The organism is Streptomyces sp. NEAU-YJ-81, assembly GCF_017592595.1.
GTDB lineage: Bacteria > Actinomycetota > Actinomycetes > Streptomycetales > Streptomycetaceae > Streptomyces > Streptomyces hygroscopicus_B.
Genome location: NZ_JAGFNO010000003.1, coordinates 560,196 through 578,819, shown reverse-complemented (window position 1 = coordinate 578,819; position 18,624 = coordinate 560,196). Strand labels below are relative to the sequence as shown.

General features: G+C 72.7%; 18 protein-coding genes. 10 read left to right on the top strand and 8 right to left on the bottom strand.

What is annotated here, in order from left to right; all coding sequences use genetic code 11:
- Positions 1 to 35: 35 nt before the first annotated feature.
- The 3 genes from J5X86_RS11020 to J5X86_RS11010 form a co-directional block, all read right to left on the bottom strand.
- Positions 36 to 1,034 carry a 3-oxoacyl-ACP reductase gene (locus tag J5X86_RS11020; RefSeq protein WP_243979976.1) on the bottom strand — a complete coding sequence of 333 codons (999 nt, stop codon included), beginning with the start codon at positions 1,032 to 1,034 and terminating at the stop codon, positions 36 to 38.
- Positions 1,019 to 2,104, bottom strand: coding sequence for a Zn-dependent alcohol dehydrogenase (locus J5X86_RS11015; RefSeq protein ID WP_208516527.1), 1,086 nt, complete (start codon positions 2,102 to 2,104; stop codon positions 1,019 to 1,021). The genes J5X86_RS11020 and J5X86_RS11015 overlap by 16 nt, the downstream gene beginning before the upstream one ends.
- A gap of 104 nt (positions 2,105 to 2,208) precedes the next feature.
- The gene (locus tag J5X86_RS11010; protein WP_119987549.1) at positions 2,209 to 3,063 is read right to left on the bottom strand and encodes a MaoC/PaaZ C-terminal domain-containing protein; all 855 of its coding nucleotides are present in this window, start codon (positions 3,061 to 3,063) and stop codon (positions 2,209 to 2,211) included.
- Positions 3,064 to 3,402: 339 nt separating this feature from the next.
- On the opposite strand from J5X86_RS11010, the gene J5X86_RS11005 reads away from it, so the two are divergent.
- The 7 genes from J5X86_RS11005 (at position 3,403) to J5X86_RS10975 (ending at position 10,121) form a co-directional block, all read left to right on the top strand.
- On the top strand, positions 3,403 to 4,605 hold the full coding sequence (locus J5X86_RS11005; protein WP_208516526.1) for a sensor histidine kinase: 1,203 nt from the start codon (positions 3,403 to 3,405) through the stop codon (positions 4,603 to 4,605).
- Between the two features lie 95 nt (positions 4,606 to 4,700).
- The gene (locus J5X86_RS11000; RefSeq protein WP_043240772.1) at positions 4,701 to 5,306 is read left to right on the top strand and encodes a response regulator transcription factor; all 606 of its coding nucleotides are present in this window, start codon (positions 4,701 to 4,703) and stop codon (positions 5,304 to 5,306) included.
- 142 nt (positions 5,307 to 5,448) lie between these two features.
- Entirely contained in the window at positions 5,449 to 6,045 is a 597-nt protein-coding gene (locus J5X86_RS10995) for a class I SAM-dependent methyltransferase (protein WP_243980107.1), read from the top strand.
- Positions 6,046 to 6,634: 589 nt separating this feature from the next.
- Complete coding sequence (locus tag J5X86_RS10990; protein ID WP_208516524.1) at positions 6,635 to 7,567, top strand: N-acetylmuramoyl-L-alanine amidase; 933 nt, start codon at positions 6,635 to 6,637, stop codon at positions 7,565 to 7,567.
- A gap of 162 nt (positions 7,568 to 7,729) precedes the next feature.
- Positions 7,730 to 8,566 (top strand): DUF5336 domain-containing protein, encoded by an 837-nt coding sequence (locus tag J5X86_RS10985; RefSeq protein WP_208516523.1) that lies wholly within the window; start codon positions 7,730 to 7,732, stop codon positions 8,564 to 8,566.
- A 185-nt stretch (positions 8,567 to 8,751) separates the two neighbouring features.
- Entirely contained in the window at positions 8,752 to 9,762 is a 1,011-nt protein-coding gene (locus J5X86_RS10980) for an LLM class F420-dependent oxidoreductase (RefSeq protein ID WP_208516522.1), read from the top strand.
- Positions 9,763 to 9,827: 65 nt separating this feature from the next.
- Positions 9,828 to 10,121 (top strand): hypothetical protein, encoded by a 294-nt coding sequence (locus tag J5X86_RS10975; protein ID WP_208516521.1) that lies wholly within the window; start codon positions 9,828 to 9,830, stop codon positions 10,119 to 10,121.
- Between the two features lie 352 nt (positions 10,122 to 10,473).
- Here J5X86_RS10975 and J5X86_RS10970 read toward each other — a convergent pair whose 3' ends face one another.
- Genes J5X86_RS10970 through J5X86_RS10960 form a run of 3 tightly spaced genes read right to left on the bottom strand, consistent with a single transcriptional unit; the run spans position 10,474 to position 13,699 of the window.
- Complete coding sequence (locus tag J5X86_RS10970) at positions 10,474 to 11,574, bottom strand: prenyltransferase (protein WP_208516520.1); 1,101 nt, start codon at positions 11,572 to 11,574, stop codon at positions 10,474 to 10,476.
- Positions 11,571 to 12,305: a class I SAM-dependent methyltransferase gene (locus tag J5X86_RS10965; protein ID WP_208516519.1), complete on the bottom strand. Its 735-nt coding sequence runs from the start codon at positions 12,303 to 12,305 to the stop codon at positions 11,571 to 11,573. The genes J5X86_RS10970 and J5X86_RS10965 overlap by 4 nt, the downstream gene beginning before the upstream one ends.
- A gap of 56 nt (positions 12,306 to 12,361) precedes the next feature.
- A complete protein-coding gene (locus tag J5X86_RS10960) occupies positions 12,362 to 13,699 on the bottom strand; it encodes a glycosyltransferase family 4 protein (RefSeq protein ID WP_208516518.1) in 1,338 nt (445 codons plus the stop codon).
- Between the two features lie 418 nt (positions 13,700 to 14,117).
- Here J5X86_RS10960 and J5X86_RS10955 point away from each other — a divergent pair, with 418 nt between their 5' ends.
- Together J5X86_RS10955 and J5X86_RS10950 are read left to right on the top strand one after the other, a co-directional pair.
- Entirely contained in the window at positions 14,118 to 14,732 is a 615-nt protein-coding gene (locus tag J5X86_RS10955; protein ID WP_078641115.1) for a TetR family transcriptional regulator, read from the top strand.
- Positions 14,733 to 14,970: 238 nt separating this feature from the next.
- Positions 14,971 to 15,591 (top strand): response regulator transcription factor, encoded by a 621-nt coding sequence (locus J5X86_RS10950; RefSeq protein WP_208516517.1) that lies wholly within the window; start codon positions 14,971 to 14,973, stop codon positions 15,589 to 15,591.
- A 28-nt stretch (positions 15,592 to 15,619) separates the two neighbouring features.
- On the opposite strand, the gene J5X86_RS10945 is transcribed toward J5X86_RS10950, so the two are convergent.
- Positions 15,620 to 15,853, bottom strand: a complete 234-nt coding sequence (locus J5X86_RS10945) for a ferredoxin (RefSeq protein WP_208516516.1) — start codon at positions 15,851 to 15,853, stop codon at positions 15,620 to 15,622.
- Positions 15,853 to 17,319, bottom strand: a complete 1,467-nt coding sequence (locus tag J5X86_RS10940) for an aldehyde dehydrogenase (protein ID WP_208516515.1) — start codon at positions 17,317 to 17,319, stop codon at positions 15,853 to 15,855. The genes J5X86_RS10945 and J5X86_RS10940 overlap by 1 nt, the downstream gene beginning before the upstream one ends.
- Positions 17,320 to 17,560: 241 nt before the next feature.
- Here J5X86_RS10940 and J5X86_RS10935 point away from each other — a divergent pair, with 241 nt between their 5' ends.
- Positions 17,561 to 18,613 carry an MBL fold metallo-hydrolase gene (locus J5X86_RS10935; RefSeq protein ID WP_208516514.1) on the top strand — a complete coding sequence of 351 codons (1,053 nt, stop codon included), beginning with the start codon at positions 17,561 to 17,563 and terminating at the stop codon, positions 18,611 to 18,613.
- Positions 18,614 to 18,624 lie beyond the last annotated feature (11 nt).

The window sequence follows — 18,624 nt, the reverse complement described above, 5'->3', positions numbered from 1 at the left end:
CGGGCCGCCAGGCCCCCACCCCGGGCCCCCTCCCGTCATCCCCGCTTGAGGCCCAGCACCTCCACCGCCGCGAAGCTCTCCCCGCCCCGCTCCGCGAAGTACGGCGTCAGCACCGCGTCCAGCTCCTCGAAGCCGAAGGCGTCCTCCTTGGCGTCCAGCTTCGCCGCCACCTTCGGCCGCTCCAGGATCGCCAGCATGCCGCCGTGCACCACGAACACCTGGCCGTTCACCTTCGCCGCGCCCGGTGAGGCGAGATAGCCGACCAGCGGGGCCGCGTGTTCGGGGGCGAGGGCGTCGAGCCGGCCGTCCTGCGGAACCTCGAAGTCCGCGAAGACGTCCTCGGTCATCCGGGTGCGGGCGCGCGGGCAGATGACGTTGGCCGTCACCCCGTACTTGGCGAGCGCCACCGCAGTGGAGGTGGTCAGCCCGACGATGCCGCCCTTCGCCGCCGCGTAGTTCGGCTGGCCCGGCGAACCGGCGAGGAACGCCTCCGAGGAGGTGTTGATGATCCGGCCGTGGACCGGGCCGCCCTCCGCCGCCTTGGACCGCTCGCGCCAGTGCGCGGCGGCGAAGCGGATGGTGTTGAAGTGGCCCTTGAGATGGACCCGGATCACCGAGTCCCACTCGTTCTCACTCATCGAGAAGACCATCCGGTCGCGCAGGATGCCCGCGTTGTTGACCAGGATGTCCAGCGCGCCGTAGGTGTCGATCGCGAGCTGGACCAGCTCGCCCGCCTGCGCGAAGTCGGCCACATCGCCCGCGTGGGCCGTGGCCCGGCCGCCGGCCGCGCGGATCTCCTCGGCGACCTGCTCGGCGGGGCCGGCCGATGCCTCGCCCGAGCCGTCGCGTCCGCCCTGTCCGTAGTCGTTGACGACGACATTCGCGCCCAGCCGGGCCAGTTCCAGGGCCTCGGCGCGGCCGAGGCCGCGTCCGGCGCCGGTGACGATCGCGGTCTTCCCTGCCAGCGGGCTCCCGGCCGGCGGGCTCCCGGTCAGTGGACTCCCCTCCAGGGGGCCCGTCAGATCTCGATGCATGTGCGCAGTGCCTCCCCGGTCCGCATCTGGCCGATCGCGTCGTTGATCTCGCCGAGCCGCACCCGGTGGGTGATCAGCCCTTCGAGGTCGATCCGGCCCGCCCGCCACAGGTCGATGGTGCGCCGGTAGGAGCGGAGCACATCGCCGCCGCCGTAGAGCGAGGGCAGGATGCGCTTCTCGTCGAAGAACAGCTCGAACATGTTGAACTGCAGGAAGTCGTCGAGCGCCCCGGCCCCGACCACGCACAGCGTGCCGCCGCGCCGGGTGATCTCGTAGGCCCGGCGGGCGGTGGCGGAGCGGCCCACGACCTCGAAGACGTAGTCGAAGCCCTCGCCCGCCGTGACGCTGTTCTTGGCGGTGTCCAGACCGTCCGGCGCCACCGCCTCCGTGGCCCCGAAGCGCAGCGCGGCCTCGCGCCGCGACTCCACCGGGTCGACGGCGACGATCTGCGCGGCGCCCGACGCCCTGGCCCCCTGGATGACGCTGATGCCCACCCCGCCGCAGCCGATGACCGCGACCGACGAACCGGCCTCCACCCGGGCGGTGTTGAAGGCGGCCCCGAGGCCGGTGGTCACCCCGCAGCCGATGAGGGCCGCGATGTCGTACGGGACGTCGTCGGGGATCGGCACGGCACAGGCGGCGGGGAGGACGATCTCCTCGGCGAAGGTGCCGGTCCCGGACATGCCGAAGAGCTCCTGCGGACTGCCGCCGGAGCGCCGGAAGTTGGGGGTCCCGGCGTTCATGAACCCGGCCAGGCACAGCTCGGTCTGACCGCGCTGACAGGCCGGACAGTCGCCGCAGGCGGGCAGCCAGCACACCAGCACCCGGTCCCCGGCGCTCAGCCCGGTCACCCCGTCGCCCACGTCGAGGACCTCGCCCGCGCCCTCGTGGCCGGGGACGAACGGCGCGGGCTGCGGCAGCACCCCGGCCATCGCGGAGAGGTCGGAGTGGCACAGCCCGGTGGCCCTCAGCCGCAGCCGGACCTTCCCGGGGCCGAAGCCCACCGCCTCGATGTCGTCGAGGACTTCGAGCTTGTCCTGTCCCGTCTCATGCAGTACGGCCGCGCGCACGACGCCTCCTTGGGGATCACACTGGGATCACGCTGGCTCAAGCCGGATCGAGCCTGTTCACGCCGGAACGCCGCTCAAGCCGGATCGAGCCTGCTCGAGCCGGATCAAACGTGGTCGACGATGGTGTCGGTGAGGACCGGCGCGTCGTCCCGCTCGACGGCGGTCGCCGTCACCTGGACGCGCCCCTCGTCCCGCCACATCCGCACGCGCAGGGTCTCGCCCGGGTACACCACCCCGGCGAAGCGGGTGGTGTACGAGCGCACCCGGGCGACGTCCCCGCCCAGCGCCGTGTCCACGACCGCCTTGAGCACCATCCCGTACGAGCACAGCCCGTGCAGGATGGGCCTCTCGAACCCCGCCACCTCGGCGAACGCGGGATCGGCGTGGAGCGGGTTCCAGTCCCCGGAGAGCCGGTAGAGCAGCGCCTGGTCCTCGCGGATGGCCCGCTCCACGGTGTGGTCCGGCTCCCGGGCGGGTGGCTCCACGCGGTCGGAGGGGCCGCGCTCGCCGCCGAAGCCGCCCTCGCCCCGGGCGAAGATCTGGGTGTCGCAGGTCCACAGCGGGCCGTCCGCGTCGGCGACGTCGGAGCGCAGCACGATGACCGCCGCCTTGCCCTTGTCGTACACCGCGGCGACCTTCGAGGTCTGGGTGGCGTCCCCGCTGACCGGGATCGGCCGGTGGAGTTCGACGGTCTGGCCGCCGTGCAGCACGGCGGCGAGGTCGACGTCGATCCCGGGCGCGCTCATGCCCCCGGCGACCGCCATACCGCCGCCCGCGACGGTCGCGAAGCTGGGGAGCACATGGAGCCTGCTCTCCAGGGTGTAGCGGAGTTCTTCGGGGTCGGTGGCGGGGATACCGGCGCCGATGCCCAGGTGGTAGAGCTGGATGTCCTTGTGCCCCCAGGTGAGAGCGGTGCTGCGGGGTTCGGCCGAGATGGCCTTGGCGGCATCGATGGGCATAGGGCGACAGCACTCCTTGGTCCGCTCGCTCGGCCACGGTCCGAAGACCCCGGCCCGCCCGTCCGCACCGTCGGCCGTGCCGGGGTCGTCGCTGGTCGGCCGGGTCGCGTCGCTCGCATGGATATGTAGAACGCGTTCTAGCCGATGGCACCCTGTATAGCCCAATCGCTCCGAAGGGGGAAGAGTGCTGACGGCCCATCAGACAGACATTCAGACCGCCGTCGGATGACCTTCGGACGACCGCTGTCCGGGGTGACGAAGGGCCCGGGACAAATGTCACGGCCATCCCCCGACATCCGCATCTGCCCAGCTCATAAGGGCTTCCGTAAGGTCGGACGCATGTATGCCACCGCCGCGCGCATCGAGCGCATCAAGCCGCCGGGCCGCCGCGCCTTCCTGCCGTGGCTTTTCATGCTCTCGGGGGATGTGCAGGCGCTCTTCAAGGGGAAGACCCCCCTGCCCTGGCTCGGTGGCGCCGGGGCGGCGGCCTTCGTCGCGCTCTACGTGACCGCCGTCTACACCAGCCTGGACGAGCGCCGCCGCCACACCCGGGCCCCGTTGCTGGCGCTCGCCGGGCTGGCGACGGTCACCTACGCGCTGGGCATCGGCTATGCCGGGGACTGGCTGCTGTGCTTCCCACTGCTGTCACTGGCCTCCGGGATCGTGCTGCGCGGGGGAAGGCGGACGCTGGGACCGGTCATCATCGTCCTATCCAGCTCCGCCGGGATCATCGCCGGGTTGCGCGGCGGCGCCTCGGACTCGCTCACGGTCTCGTACGGGACCATGCTGTCCGGCCTGGTGACGGCGGCCATCCTGTCGCTCTTCGAGACCGTCGCCCAGCTCCGCGCCACCCGCCAGGAGCTGGCCCGTACGGCGGTGGAGAAGGAGCGGCTGCGGTTCTCCCGCGATCTGCACGATCTGCTGGGCCACACCATGTCGGTCGTCGTGGTCAAGGCGGAGGCGGTGCGCCGGCTCGCCCCGAAGAACCTGGAGGCCGCGCTGGGGCAGGCCGCGGACATCGAGGCGGTCGGGCGGCAGGCGCTCACCGAGATCCGCGAGGCCGTCACCGGCTATCGCGAGGGCAGCCTGGCCACCGAGCTGGACCGGGCCCGCTCGGCGCTGGACGCCGCCGGTATCGAGGCCGCCGTCCGCCGCTCCGGGCCGCCGCTGGCCCCGCAGACCGAGGCGCTGCTGGGGTGGGTGGTCCGCGAGGGCGTCACCAATGTGGTGCGGCACAGCGGGGCGGCCCGGTGCGAGATCGAGGTCCGCGGCGGCATGGACCGGATACGGCTGGAGATCACGGACGACGGGGGCGGCGTAGGCTCCCCGAGCACCGCGGGCCATGGGGGCGCGGGCGGCGGAACGGCAGAGGGCGCGATCGGCGGTACGGGCCTCAAGGGCCTGGCCGAACGGCTGTCCGCGGCGGGCGGCTCGCTGGAGTCCGGCCCCGGCGGGCGCCGTGGCTTCCGGCTCGTCGCCGAACTGCCGGTGGATACGGAGGATCCGATGGAGCCCGAGGTCAAGGAGGCCCGGACGGCGTGAACGACGCGGACGGTGTGAGCAAAACGCAGGGCACGCAGGGTGCGCAGGGCACGCAGGGCACGCAGGGTGCACACGGCGCAAACGACGCGAAAGGCGTGATCAAGCTCCTGCTCGCCGAGGACCAGGGGATGATGCGGGGCGCACTCGCCCTGCTGCTCGGACTGGAGGAGGACTTCGAGATCGTCGCGCAGCTCGGGAACGGCGACGAGATCGTGCCCCGGGCCCTGGAGACCCGGCCCGATGTGGCGCTGCTCGACATCGAACTCCCCGGCCGCAGCGGCCTGGACGCCGCCGCCGCGCTGCGCGAGGCGCTCCCGGAGTGCCAGGTGCTGATCCTCACCACCTTCGGCCGCCCCGGCTATCTGCGCCGGGCGATGGAGGCGGGCGCGGCCGGGTTCCTGGTCAAGGACGGCCCGGTCGAGGAGCTGGCGGTGGCGATCCGCCGGGTCCTGGCCGGTGAGCGCGTCATCGACCCGGGCCTGGCCGCCGCCGCCCTCAGCGCGGGCCCCAACCCGCTGACCCAGCGCGAGCGCGATGTGCTCTCGGCGGCGGTGGACGGGGCGACGGTCGCGGACATCGCGGCCAAGGTCCACCTGTCCCCCGCCACCGTGCGCAACTACCTCTCCTCGGCCATCGGCAAGACCCAGACCCGCAACCGCATGGAAGCCGTCCGCGCCGCCCGCCAGAACGGCTGGCTGTGAGCGCCGCGCACCGGCCGACCCCTCCCCTCCCGCCTGGGAGGTCGTACGGGAGGATGGACCGGTGACTCAGTCTGCTGCCGCCGCCGCGTCCGCGGTTCCCGATCGCACCGTGCTCGACGCCTTCGAGGGGGCGAAGGGCTTCATGCCGCTGGACGAGGGGCTGGCGCTGCACGCGGCCGCGGCCGACGCCGCCGGTCGGCTCGGGCTGCCGCTGCTCGAAGTCGGCACGTACTGCGGGCGCTCCACTCTTCTGCTGGCCGACGCCGCCCGCGCGGCGGGGACGGTCGTCGTGACCGTGGACCATCACCGAGGCTCGGAGGAGCAGCAGCCGGGGTGGGAGTACCACGATCCGGAGGTGGTCGACCCGGAGGTGGGGCGGATGGACACGCTGCCCACCTTCCGCCGCACCCTCCACCGGGCGGGGCTGGAGGACCATGTCATCGCCGTGGTCGGGCGGTCGCCGCGAGTCGCGGCGGTGTGGGGGCGGCCGGTGGGGCTGGTGTTCATCGACGGCGGGCACACCGACGAGCACGCGAGCGCCGACTACGAGGGCTGGGCGCCGCATCTCGCGCCGGGCGGGCTGCTGGTGATCCACGACGTCTTCCCGGACCCGGCCGACGGCGGCCAGGCGCCGTACCGGATCTACCGCCGCGCGCTCGCCTCCGGCGCGTTCACCGAGGTCTCCGCCACCCGCTCGCTGCGCGTACTGCGCCGCACCGCGACCGCGCACCCCGCCTGAGCCCCCGCTCACTGCGCGTACTGCGCCGCACCGCGACCGCGCACCCCGCCTGAGCCCCCGCTCGCTGCGCGTACTGCGCCGCACCGCGACCGCGCACCCCGCCTGAGCCCCCGCTCACTGCGCGTACTGCGCCGCACCGCCGCCGCGCACCGCGCCTGAGCCCCCACTCACGGCCCGCCCGCCTGTCGTCCGTCCCGGTCCGAGCACGCGGCAGGGCACCCGGTCGGCCCGGCCCCGGCGACTGGCCCGGCCCCGGCGACTGGCCCGCCTTGCCGAGCCGCGTCCCCGGCCCCCGCCGCCCACTTCGCGCGCGTCCAGGGCGCGGCTCCCCCGCAGACGACCGCCCCGGCGGCGGGCGGCGGACGATGCCTCCTCGCCGCCGCGCAGAAGGCCCTCCGGTTGCCGCACGGCAGGGCTTCCACGTCGTACGCCCGACGAAGGCGCCGGGTGGTCGGCCTCGGCCGGAACCAGCCCAGCGGCCGCCGGGCCGTCCGGTGACCGCGTGCGGCGCCGGCCTCGGCCGCGCCGGCGGGGGCCGCGGCCGTCCCGGCGGCCTTGGCGCATCGGTCGGGCCGCTACCATCGCCCGCGTGTCCAACGGCAGCTTTCCTCCTGAGCCCGGTCGCCGCGGCGGCACCCTCGCCATCGTTCTGGCGGCGCTGATACCTGCCTGTTTCGCCGGCTGGCTGATATGGAGTTCGCTGGGCGGTTCGAAGGACGACGGCGCGGACGGGGCGGGCGCGCCCACGACCTCCTCGACGTCCTCCCCCTCGCCCCCGTCGTCCGGCGCGCCCGCCGCGCCCTCGTCGCCGACGCCGTCCGGAAAGCAGTCAGGGGAACCGTCCGGAAAGCCCCTCGAGGGCAAGGTCGTGGTCATCGACCCCGGCCACAATCCGAACAACCGCGACCACACCTCGCAGATCGCCCGGCTCGTGGACATCGGCACAGAAGAGAAGGAGTGCGACACCACCGGCACGGCCACCAACTCCGGCTATGCCGAGGCGTCCTTCACCCTCGATGTGGCGCGCCGCGCCCGCACCCTGCTCGAAGCGCGCGGCGCCGCGGTGCGGTTCACCCAGGACGGCGACCGGCCTTACGGGCCGTGTGTGGACGAGCGTGCGGAGATCGGGAACAAGGCCCACGCCGACGCCGTGGTCTCCGTGCACGCGGACGGCGCGGCCGCCGGGGAGCGCGGCTTCCATGTGATCCTGCCCAAGTCCGTACGGGGCGGGGGCGCGGACACCTCCGCCATCACCGCCCCCTCCCGCCGGCTCGGCGAGCGGCTCCTCAGCCGGTTCGCGAAGGCCACCGGCAGCGAGCCCGCGCAGTACATCGGCAACGGCAGCGGGCTGGACGTCCGGGGCGATCTGGGCGGGCTCAACCTCTCCACCGTCCCCAAGGTGTTCATCGAGTGCGGCAATATGCGCGACTCCCAGGACGCCGCCGAACTGACCGACAAGGCTTGGCGCGAGCGCGCGGCGGACGGTGTCGCACAGGGCATTACGGACTTCTTGAGCGAGTAGCGCTTCCACAACCGAACGGGAGGTCACGAGCGGGATACCGATGGGACACCCTCGGTCTCCGCAGGCAGATTCACCCGTACGATGGGGCCCACCCCCGACGCCTTCGCGCCACGCGCCTGGCGGCAGCGCTACGTTAAGACGAAACCGACAAAGGACCTCACGTTGAACATCCGCTCGCTCACTCGAGGCGACGGCGTGGTGATCGGAGCAGCGGTGCTGCTGTTCATCGCCTCCTTCCTCGACTTCTACACCATCGACTGCGGCGGCAGCAGCTTCTGCAAGGACGCCGGTGAGAACGGATGGAAGTCCGACTTCTTCCCCGTACTGCCGTCGATCTTCCTTGCCGGCGTGATCGCCGCGGTGCTCATCGTCTCCGCTCGTTTCCAGCCCGCGGGCCGCAACCTCTTCGGGCTCTCGCTCGACCAGTGGGGCACGGCGCTCGCGGTCTTCGCGGCCTGGAGCTCGCTGTGGACGATCATCGGTGGCCCGGAGGGGGTCGACAAGGGCGTCGGACAGATCCTCGGCCTGATCGGCACGCTGGCGATGGCGGCGGTCGCGCTGCTCACCCAGCGCGTCCCGGCCCTGAAGGCCCCGCTGGTGAACGCCTCCGGCCCGGCCCCGGCCCCGTACGGCGCCCAGGGCCCGCAGCCGGGGTACGGCTACCCGGGTGGTGCCCAGCCCGGCGCCCCCGCGCCGTACGGCGCCCAGCCCGGTCAGCCGCAGCCGGGGCAGCCGCAGCCCGGCCAGCCCTTCGGCGGCCAGCCGGCCCCGGCCCCGGCTCCGGCGCCCTCGGGCGGCGGGGACTTCGCCCCGTTCTGGTTCGCGGTGCCGGTGGCCCGTCCGCTGTACGCCGAGGACGGTTCGTCGAGCACCATCGCCGAACTGGCCCCCGGCACCTGGTACCTCGCGGTGGAGCAGCGCGGTCAGGCGCTGGTCGCCCAGACGCAGGACGGCCGTCGCGGCGTGCTGCAGGACACCACGGGGATCCAGCGCGGCTGACACCCGCCGCACGCGTTCCGTAGACGCGCCCGCGCGCGTCGCCTACGCGGCCCACGGCCCCTCGCCCGTAACGCTCGGGCGAGGGGCCGTTGCCATGTGCGCCCCCGGCCCGTACAGTCCGGCCGGTGCGGCTGACCTGCCGTCAGCCGCCTCTCCACCCTGTCCGGCGGAACGAGGGGGCTTCCATGCGGCTCGGTCTGGCGCTCGGCTACTGGGGCCGCGGCCCCGACCCCCGCCATCTGGAACTCGCCCAGGAGGCGGAGCGGCTGGGCTACCACTCGGTGTGGACCGCCGAGTCCTGGGGCTCGGACGCCTTCACCCCGCTCACCTGGCTCGCCGCGCACACCACCCGGATCGCGCTCGGCACGGCGGTCGCGCAGATGGCCGCCCGCACCCCCACCGCCACCGCGATGCAGGCGCTCACTCTGGACCATCTCTCCGGCGGCCGGATGATGCTGGGGCTGGGGCTGTCCGGCCCGCAGGTTGTCGAGGGCTGGTACGGACGCCCGTTCCCCAAGAGCCCGCTGACGGCGACCCGTGAGTATGTCGAGGTCATCCGGCAGGTGCTGGGCCGTGCGGCGCCGGTGCGGCTCGACGGGCGCTACCACCCGCATCCGTACGCCGGTCCGGACGCCACCGGTCTCGGCAAACCGCTGAAGCCCATCGTCCATCCGCTCCGTGCCGATCTGCCGGTGCTGCTCGGGGCGGAGGGGCCGAAGAACATCGCGCAGACGGTGCGCATCGCGGACGGCTGGCTGCCGCTGTACTGGTCTCCGTCGCGGACGGAGCTCTATCAGGAGACGCTGACCGAGGCCCGGGACGGCTTCATGGTGGCGCCGATGACACAGGTACGGGTGTGCACCGATGTGGCGGAGGGGCTGAAGCCGGTAAAGGCGATGCTCGGCTTCTACATCGGCGGTATGGGTCACGCGGCGCGCAATTTCCACGCCGATCTGATGGCCCGCTTCGGCTACGAGGCCGAGGCGCACCGGGTGCAGGAGCTGTTCCTGGCGGGCCGGCGCGCGGAGGCGATCGACGCGGTGCCGGACGCGTTCGCCGATGAGATCTCGCTGGTCGGGCCGCGTGAACGGATCGCGGAGCGGCTGGAGTTGTGGCGCAAGGGCCCGATCACGGATCTGCTGGCGCTGGCGCCGGATCCGCGGACGCTGCGGGTGCTGGCGGAGCTGGCGGGCTGAGCGCGTCGTACGGGTGTGCGGCCACGCCGTAGTTTGGCTCCGCGGAGGCGGGCAACACGTGAGGCATGTCACGAAGTTATCGCCACGGAAGCAACCAGGCGGCGACCGTCGTGGCGGTCGTCGCGGACGTCGTGGCCGTCATCCTCGGCCTCTGGATTCTGTTCGCCCTTCTCGACGCCAACCGCGCCAACGACCTCGTCACGGTGGTCCATGACGCGGCGAGCTGGCTCGCGAGCTGGTCCCATGACCTGTTCACCATGGACACGGACTGGCTCCGGACCGTCCTCAACTACGGCCTGCCGGCCGTGGTGTACCTGTTCATCGGCCACGCCATCGCCGGGCGGCTCCGCCGGGGCTAGGGGTTCCGACGGACCGTGACGCCTGCGGCGGGCCGCTCCCCCTCCCCGCCCCTTCCCGACACCTATCGATATGCGGCTCCGCCGCGTGGGGGCTCCGCCCCAGACCCCCGAGGTCCACGGGCGAAGCCCCGCACGCGGCGGAGCCGCATATCGATGCGCCCCGAAGGGGAGCGGGGCTGTGTCGATGTGCGGCTCCGCCGCGTGGGGGCGACCGGCCACGACGGCGCCGCGGACGATCGACGGCAGGTCGGGGCACTTCCAGCGGAGCGGCTCCGCATATCGGTGGTGTGGGAAGGGGCGGGGAGGGGAGGGGAGCAGCCCGCCGCAGGCGTCACGCTCCGCCGGCCACCGCCTAACCGCAGCAGTCCGAGTCCAGCCCGCGCGGCAGGCCCTCGCCGCCGAAGACGGCGGTGGTCGCCTCGTCGCCGCCCAGTGCCGCGACGGCGAGCAGCAGCGACCCGGCCGTCCAGGTGGTGCGCTCCTCCGGCCAGACCGCGTCGTCCTCGAAGACGTAGCCCGTCCAGTACAGCCCGTCCTCGGCCCGCAGCGGCGACTGGATCCAGCGCAGGATGTCCACCGCGTGGTCGGACTCCCCCATCGCCCAGAGCGCGAGCGCCAGTTCACAGCTCTCGCCGCCGGTGACCCAGGGGTTGGGCGAGACACAGCGCACCCCGAGCCCCGGGACCACGAAGCGGTCCCAGCCCTCCTCGATGCGCTCCTTGGCGGCGGCGCCGGTCAGCGCGCCGCCGAGGACCGGGTAGTACCAGTCCATCGAGTAGCGGCGCTTGTCGAGGAACCGCTCGGGGTGGTGGCGGATGGCGTGGCCGAGCAGCCCCGCCGACAGCTCCCAGTCGGGCTGGGGCTCCTCGCGGTGCTCGGCGATGGCCAGGGCGCAGCGCAGCGCCTGGTAGACGGAGGAGGAGCCGGTCAGCAGGGCGTCGGGGTCGATGGTGCCGTCGGCGGCGCGCCGCCAGCCGATCTGGCCGCCGCTCTGCTGCATCCCGAGGACGAACTCGATGGCGGCGAAGACGGTGGGCCAGATCCCGTCGAGGAAGGCGTCGTCGCCGGTGGAGAGGTAGTGGTGCCAGGCGCCGACCGCGACGTAGGCGCAGAAGTTGGACTCGCGGCCGCGGTCGGTGGGGTCGGCGGCGGCCACGCCGTCCGGGGTGTCGGGGTAGGCCGCGTACCAGGAGCCGTCGGGGTTCTGGTGCCGGACCAGCCACCGGTAGGCGGCCGTGGCGTGCTCGTGCTCGCCCGCCGCGTCCAGCGCCATCGCGGCCTCGATGTGGTCCCAGGGGTCGAGGTGGTGGCCGCGGAACCACGGTATGGCGCCGTCCGCGTGCTGAACGGCGGCGATGCCCTCGACCGTGCGCAGCACCTGCTCGGGGCTGAGCACGCCGGGCAGCGCGAGCCGTTCGGTCCGGGGGCCGGGGCGCGGTCCGAGCGCCGTCACGCCTGGTCCTCACGCGGGGTGTGGGGCTTGGTCGCGTAGGCCACGAAGCTCTTGCCGACGATCGGGTTCAGCGCGCGCTCGGCGACGCGGGTGGCCAGCGGCTTCTTCATGATGTCCCACACCAGCAGCTTGTGGTACGCGCGCACCGGCAGCGCCTTGTCGTTGTCGACCCCGAACGCGCACTTGAGCCACCAGTACGGGCTGTGCAGCGCGTGTGCGTGATGGGTGCCGTACGGCCGCAGCCCGGCCTCGCGCATCTTCTCCAGCAGCTCATCGGCGCGGTAGATGCGGATATGACCGCCCTCGACCTCGTGGTAGGCGTCCGACAGCGCCCAGCAGACCTTCTCGGGGCCGTAGCGCGGCACGGTGACGGCGATCCGGCCGCCGGGCCTGAGCACCCGCACCATCTCGGCGAGCACGCCCTTGTCGTCGGGTATGTGCTCCATCACCTCGGAGATGATGACCACGTCGAAGCTGTCGTCGGGGAAGGGCAGCGCGAGGGCGTCGCCCTCCATGGCGGTGGCCGTGGCGCCCGCCGGGGCCTCACCGGCCTCCTTCATGGCGGCGAACCACTTGGCGACCTCGCGTATCTCCTCGCCGTTCTGGTCGAGCGCGACGACCTGGGCGCCGCGCCGGTAGCACTCGAAGGCGTGCCGGCCGGCGCCGCAGCCGAGGTCGAGGACGCGATCGCCGACGGCGAGGGGGAAGCGGGAGAAATCGACGGTCAGCACGGGGGTCTGCTTTCGTCCGGCGGGTTCGTGGGGCGGGAGGGGGCAGGGGGCGGGGCTCAGCGGCGGGCGGCCGGCGCGGATGCGCCGATGGCCCGGCGGTACTGCTCGACGGTGCCGCGCGCGGCCTGTTCCCAGGTGAAGCGGCGCAGCACCCGTTCACGGCCCGCGGCGCCCAGCCGTCGTCTGAGGTCGGCGTCGCCCAGCAGCCGGATCAGGGCCGCGGCGAGCGCGTCGGCGTCGCCGGGCGGTACGGCCAGGCAGGTCTCGCCGTCGGGTCCGGCGACCTCGGGGATCGCGCCGCCGGTGGTGGCGACCAGCGGGGTGCCGGTGGCCATGGCCTCGGCGGCGGGCAGCGAGAACCCCTCGTACAGCGAGGGCACACAGGCGATCTGGGCGCCGCGCACCAGGTCCACCAGTTCGGCGTCGCTGATGCCCTTGACGAACTCGACGGCGTCCTCGAGTCCGTGGCGCGCCATGGTGGTGGCCACCGGTCCCTCCTGCGGCCGCTTGCCGACGACGACCAGATGGGCCTCGGGGTTCTCGGCGCGGACCTTGGCGAGCGCCTCGATCAGATACACCAGGCCCTTGAGCGGCACATCCGCGCTCGATGTGGTGACGATGCGCCCGGGGGTCACGGGGACGGCGGGGTCGGGCGAGAACAGCCCGGTGTCCGCGCCGATGTGCACCACGTGGATCCGGTCCGGCCGCACTCCGAGGTCCTCGACGATCTCCCGGCGGGAGGAGCCGGATACGGTGAGCACCGAGGGCAGCCGCCGGGCCACCCGCTTCTGCATCCGGGTGAAGCCGTACCAGCGGCGCACGGAGAACCGGCGCTTCCAGCCGTCGGCGGCGTCCAGCTCGAGCTGCCGGTCGACGGTGATGGGGTGGTGGATGGTGGTGACCAGCGGGAAGCCGAGCCGCTCCAGGCCCAGCAGCCCGTATCCCAGGGTCTGGTTGTCGTGGACGACGTCGAACTGGCCGGGGCGCGCGGCGAGATGGCGGCGGGCGCGCAGGCTGAAGGTGAGCGGCTCGGGGAAGCCGCCGGTCCACATGGTGGAGACCTCCAGGGCGTCGACCCAGTCCCGGTACTCCTCGCGCCGGGGCGTACGGAACGGGTCGGGCTGGCGGTAGAGGTCGAGGCTGGGCAGCTCGGTGAGGGTGACGCCCTCCCCGGCGTCCAGCACCGGATACGGCTGGGCGCCGATGACCTCGACGGTGTGGCCGAGCCGGGCGAGCTCCCGGGAGAGATGGCGCACATAGACGCCCTGGCCCCCGCAGAATGGATTCCCCTTGTAGCTGAGCAGGGCGATGCGCAGCGGCCGTTCGTCGGTGGCGGTGGGGGGTGCTGCTCGAAGCGGGTCGGCCCCGGTCTCCTGCGCGGCCTCTGCGGTCACTCGCGCCCCCTCCTTGGTGCAGTTCAGCGGGAGCGTATCCGCTTCCGTTTATCTAGAACAAGTTCCACTAGCGCATCCCCTGAGGAGTCACGAAGATACCTGCCCCGCATGGCCGCTCCAGGGCCGGGGCAGGTGATCCCTACCACTCGGTAGCCAAGATGCCGGGGAGAAGTTGGCAATGGGCGTGTGCACCGGGCGGGCCACCGGCCGACCCGCCCGCGAGCGCTGCGCGGCGACAACCCGGCCCAACTGCCGCGACAGCAACCTGCCTCAACTGCGCGGACACGGGCGCTTCGGGGAGGACCCGCGCTAGCCTAGAACGAGTTCCAGTGACTCGCAGGCCCGGGCCGGTCCTGCGATCATGCACGGTGTCCGCTTGCCGTCGACCCGCACACGCAACACATTCGAAGTGGGACAAATGACCGCAGAAGTCAAGCCAGCCGCCCTGCAGCTGACCGAGCGACAGGAAGCGCGCCGCCGGCGCATCCTGCACGCCAGCGCCCGGTTGGCCAGCCGAGGCGGTTTCGACGCGGTCCAGATGCGCGAGGTCGCGGAGAACTCCGGGGTGGCGCTCGGCACCCTCTACCGCTACTTCCCCTCCAAGGTCCATCTGCTGGTCGCGACGATGCAGGACCAGCTGCAGCATATGCATGAGACGCTGCGCAAGCGCCCGCCGACCGAGGAGGAGCCGGCCGCCCGGGTCGCCCAGACCCTGATGCGCGCCTTCCGCGCCCTGCAGCGCGAACCCCATCTGGCCGACGCGATGGTGCGCGCCCTTACCTTCGCCGACCGGTCGGTCAGCCCGGAGGTGGACACGGTCTCCCGGCTCACCACCGCGATCATCCTGGACGCCATGGGCCTGGATGACTCCCCGACGCCCGAGCAGCTCTCCGCGGTCCGCGTCATCGAGCACACCTGGCATTCGGCGCTGATCACCTGGCTGTCGGGGCGCGCCTCGATCGCCCAGGTCAAGATCGACATCGAGACCGTCTGCCGTCTGATCGACCTCACGGCGCCCGCCCCGGCCGGGTAGCCGGGCGGCGTACCGGGCCGGGTCGTCCGATAGCCGGGCGGCGTACCGCACAACAGGGGCGCATGGGCCAGTTCTTGCGCCCCTTCGAGCTTCCGGACGTGGATTGTGCGCCCTCACGCCCCCTCTTGGCTCAAATTCCGCGTTCACGCTCTGCCCAATCCCGGTATTCATGAACGGCGCGCGACAGAGCGACAACGGCGCGCGACGAGAGAACGCATCGTGGGGGGTGGAGAAGTTCGTGATCAGGTTACTTCTGGTACACGAGTCAGGGCTGCTGAGATCGGCCCTGGCCTCGGTGATAGGGGCCGAACCAGACATCGAGGCAGCCGCGTGTGCCTGGCGTGACGCGCGTAGCAAGGCCCGTTCCTTGGTGCCGCAGGTGTGCGTGGTGGACACGGACTGCCCAGCGGCCGACAAGGCGGCACGCAAGGGCGAGTGGGGGAAGTTCGTCGCCTCCGCCTCTGGGCAGGGCGGGGACTGCGGGCTTCTGGTGCTGGTCAACTCGGAGCGGCCGGGCCCACTGCGCCGCGCCCATGAGGCCCGGGCACTGGGATACGTCGACAAGGACGCCCCACCGCAGCGGCTGATCGAGGCCATCCGGCGGGTGGCACGGAAGGAGCGCTATGTCGACGACGCGCTGGGCTACGGCTTCCTCCAGGCGGCCAAGATCCCACTGACCGAGCGTGAGCTGGGCGTGCTGTCCCTGGCCGCCGACGGCGCCTCCATCCCGGAGATCGCCCGTACGCTCCATCTGTCCACCGGGACGATCCGCAACTACCTGGCCGCGATCACCCGGAAGACCGGGGCGCGCAACCGCGTGGACGCCATACGGATATCCCAGTGCGAGGGCTGGGTCTGACCCCTGCCGACGGCGGCTGGGGGAGCCGCTACTCGTCAGGGGGAAAGACCTGTTCACCGGTGTCCGACAGGCGCAGGGCGATCGCCTCGACCGGGCAGCCCTCGGCCGCCGCGAGCACCGCCTCGGAAGCATCGGCCTCCGTCTCGACGGGATGCGACTGCCGCGCCCCGTCGAGCCGGAAGCCGCCCGGCGCGGTGCTCACGCACATCCCCGAGCCGATGCACACGGCCCGGTCCACCTCGATCCGCCAGCGGTCCCCCATCAGTCCGTCTCCCCGTCCCAGCCCTGGGGCAGGTGGATCATCTTGTGCTCCAGATACGCGGCGAACCCCTCCGGGCCGAACTCCCGGCCCAGACCGGAGTTCTTGTAGCCGCCGAACGGCCCGAGCATGTCGAGGCTGAAGGTGTTGACCGAGTAGGTGCCGGTGCGGATGCGCCGCGCGAAGTCGATGCCGTGCCCGACGTCCGCCGTCCACACGGAGCCGGAGAGCCCGTAGTCGGAGTCATTGGCGATCCGGGCCGCCTCCTCCTCGTCCCCGTACGGCAGCAGACAGATCACCGGGCCGAAGATCTCCTCACGGGCGATCCGCATGCCGTTGCCGACATCGCCGAAGAGCGTGGGCTCCACATACCAGCCGGTGGCCAGGGCCTCCGGACGGCCACCGCCGGTCAGCACCTTGGCGCCCTCCCGCTGCCCCAGTGCGATGTAGTCCAGCGACCGCTTCTGCTGCCGCCGCGCCACCAGTGGCCCGACCTGGGTGGCCGGATCCAGCGGGTCGCCGACGACCAGGGCGGAGGCGGCGGCGGCGAAGCGCTCGGCGATCTCGTCGTAGTGGCTGCGCGGGGCGAGGATCCGGGTCTGGGCCACACACGCCTGGCCGTTGTTCATCCAGGCGTTGGGCACGATCCCGGCGACGGCCGCCTCCAGATCCGCGTCCGGCAGGATCACCGCGGCCGACTTGCCGCCCAACTCCAGTGTGACCCGGGTCAGATGGCGCGAGGCGACCTCCATCACCCGCTTGCCGGCCGCGACCGACCCGGTGAACGACACCTTGTCCACGCCCGGGTGGCCGACCAGATACTCGCTGACCTCGCGGTCGGCCGGAAGGATCGACAGCACCCCCTCGGGCAGCCCCGCCTCGGCCGCGATCTCCGCCAGGATGTAGGAGTCCAGCGGCGTCTCGGGGGACGGTTTGAGGATCACCGAGCACCCGGCGAGCAGCGCGGGTGCCAGTTTCGCGGCGGCCACGAACTGCGGCACGTTCCACGGCACCACGGCCGCGACCACCCCGACCGGCTCCCGCCGCACCAGCAGCGGGCCGAGCACCCCGGCCCGCCGCTCCTCGTAGCCGAAGTCGCGGGCCACGGTGATGGCCGCGTCCCACACCATCATCGCGCCGAGCGCCTGGGCGAGGACACTCCAGGAGTACGGGGAGCCGTTCTGCGCGCTGATGACCCGGGCGATCTCCTCATGGCGTACGGCGATGGCGTCCTTGATCCGGGTGACCACCGCGATCCGCTCGGCCACGCTCATCCGGGGCCAGGGGCCCTCGTCGAACGCCGTCCGCGCCACCGCGACCGCCCGGTCCACATCGCCGCGCGCGGCGTGTGGCACCCGGCCGATGACCTCCTCGGTGTGGGGCGAGACGACCTCGATGGTGTCGTCGCCCGCCGGGTCGGTCAGCGTGCCGCCGATGAAGAGCTGCCCGTGCTCGATGAGATCGCCCATCGTTTGCCTCCGGCCGATGACTGAGGGGTACGTCCGGCTGGCCCGCGCCCGGGGCCGCCGACAGGCGGCCCGCACTCGGGACCGCCAGCGGCTCGCCCGATCGCGGGACCGCCACTGGCTCGCCCGATCCGGGGCCGACAGCTCGCCCGAACCCGGGGCCGCCAATATCTGACGCTGCATCAGAACTGATACCAGTTCCAGCTATAGTGGGCAATGCTTGTGTCGAGGAGAGGGGGAGCCGATGGCGCAGGTGACGCGGGTGACCGAGCACGGCGGCGGAGTGTGGAGCATCCCGGTCCCGATCCCCGACAATCCGCTCGGGCACACCCTGGTCCACCTTCTCGACACCGACCGCGGCCCGGTCCTGATCGACACCGGCTGGGACGACCCCACGGCCTGGGACACCCTCACCGCCGGGCTCGCCGCATGCGGCACCTCCGTCTCCGATGTCCACGGCGTCCTCGTCACCCATCACCACCCCGACCACCACGGGCTGTCCGGCCAGGTGCGGGAGGCGTCCGGGGCGTGGATCGCGATGCACGCCGCCGACGCCCAGGTCGTCCGGCGCACCCGCGAAGCCGAGCCCTCCCGCTGGCTCGTCTACCTGGAGGAGAAGCTCAGCGCGGCCGGGGCGCCCGAGGAGCATCTGGCCCCGCTGCGCGCCAGCCGCGTGTCCGGCCGCACGGGCCTCCCGGGGCAGCGGGCCGCCCTCCCCGACCGCGAGATCGTCCCCGGTGAGCTCCTCGATCTGCCGGGCCGCCGGCTGCGCGCCGTCTGGACCCCCGGCCACACCCCCGGCCATGTCTGCCTCCACCTCGAAGAGGCCCACCCGGCGGCCGGCGAGGGCATGCCCGGCCATGGCCGCCTCTTCTCCGGTGACCATCTGCTGCCCGAGATCACCCCCCATATCGGGCTCTACGAGGACCCCGACGACACGACCGTCATCGACCCCCTCGGCGACTACCTCGACTCCCTCGAACGCGTCGCCGCCCTCGCCCCGGCCGAGGTGCTCCCCGCCCATCAGTACGCCTTCACCGACGCCCCGGCGCGGGTGCGCGCGCTGCTGAGCCACCACGAGGAGCGGCTGGCCGGGCTGCGGGCCCTGCTCACCACCCCGCTCACCCCGTGGCAGCTCGCCGAATCCATGGAGTGGAACCGCCCCTGGGAGCAGATCCCCTACGGCTCCCGCAACATCGCGGTCTCGGAGGCGGAGGCGCATCTGCGCCGGCTGGTGAAGCTGGGCCGGGCGGAAGCGGTGCCGGGCAGCGATCCCGTGACGTACCAAGCGATTTGAGTGACGGATGG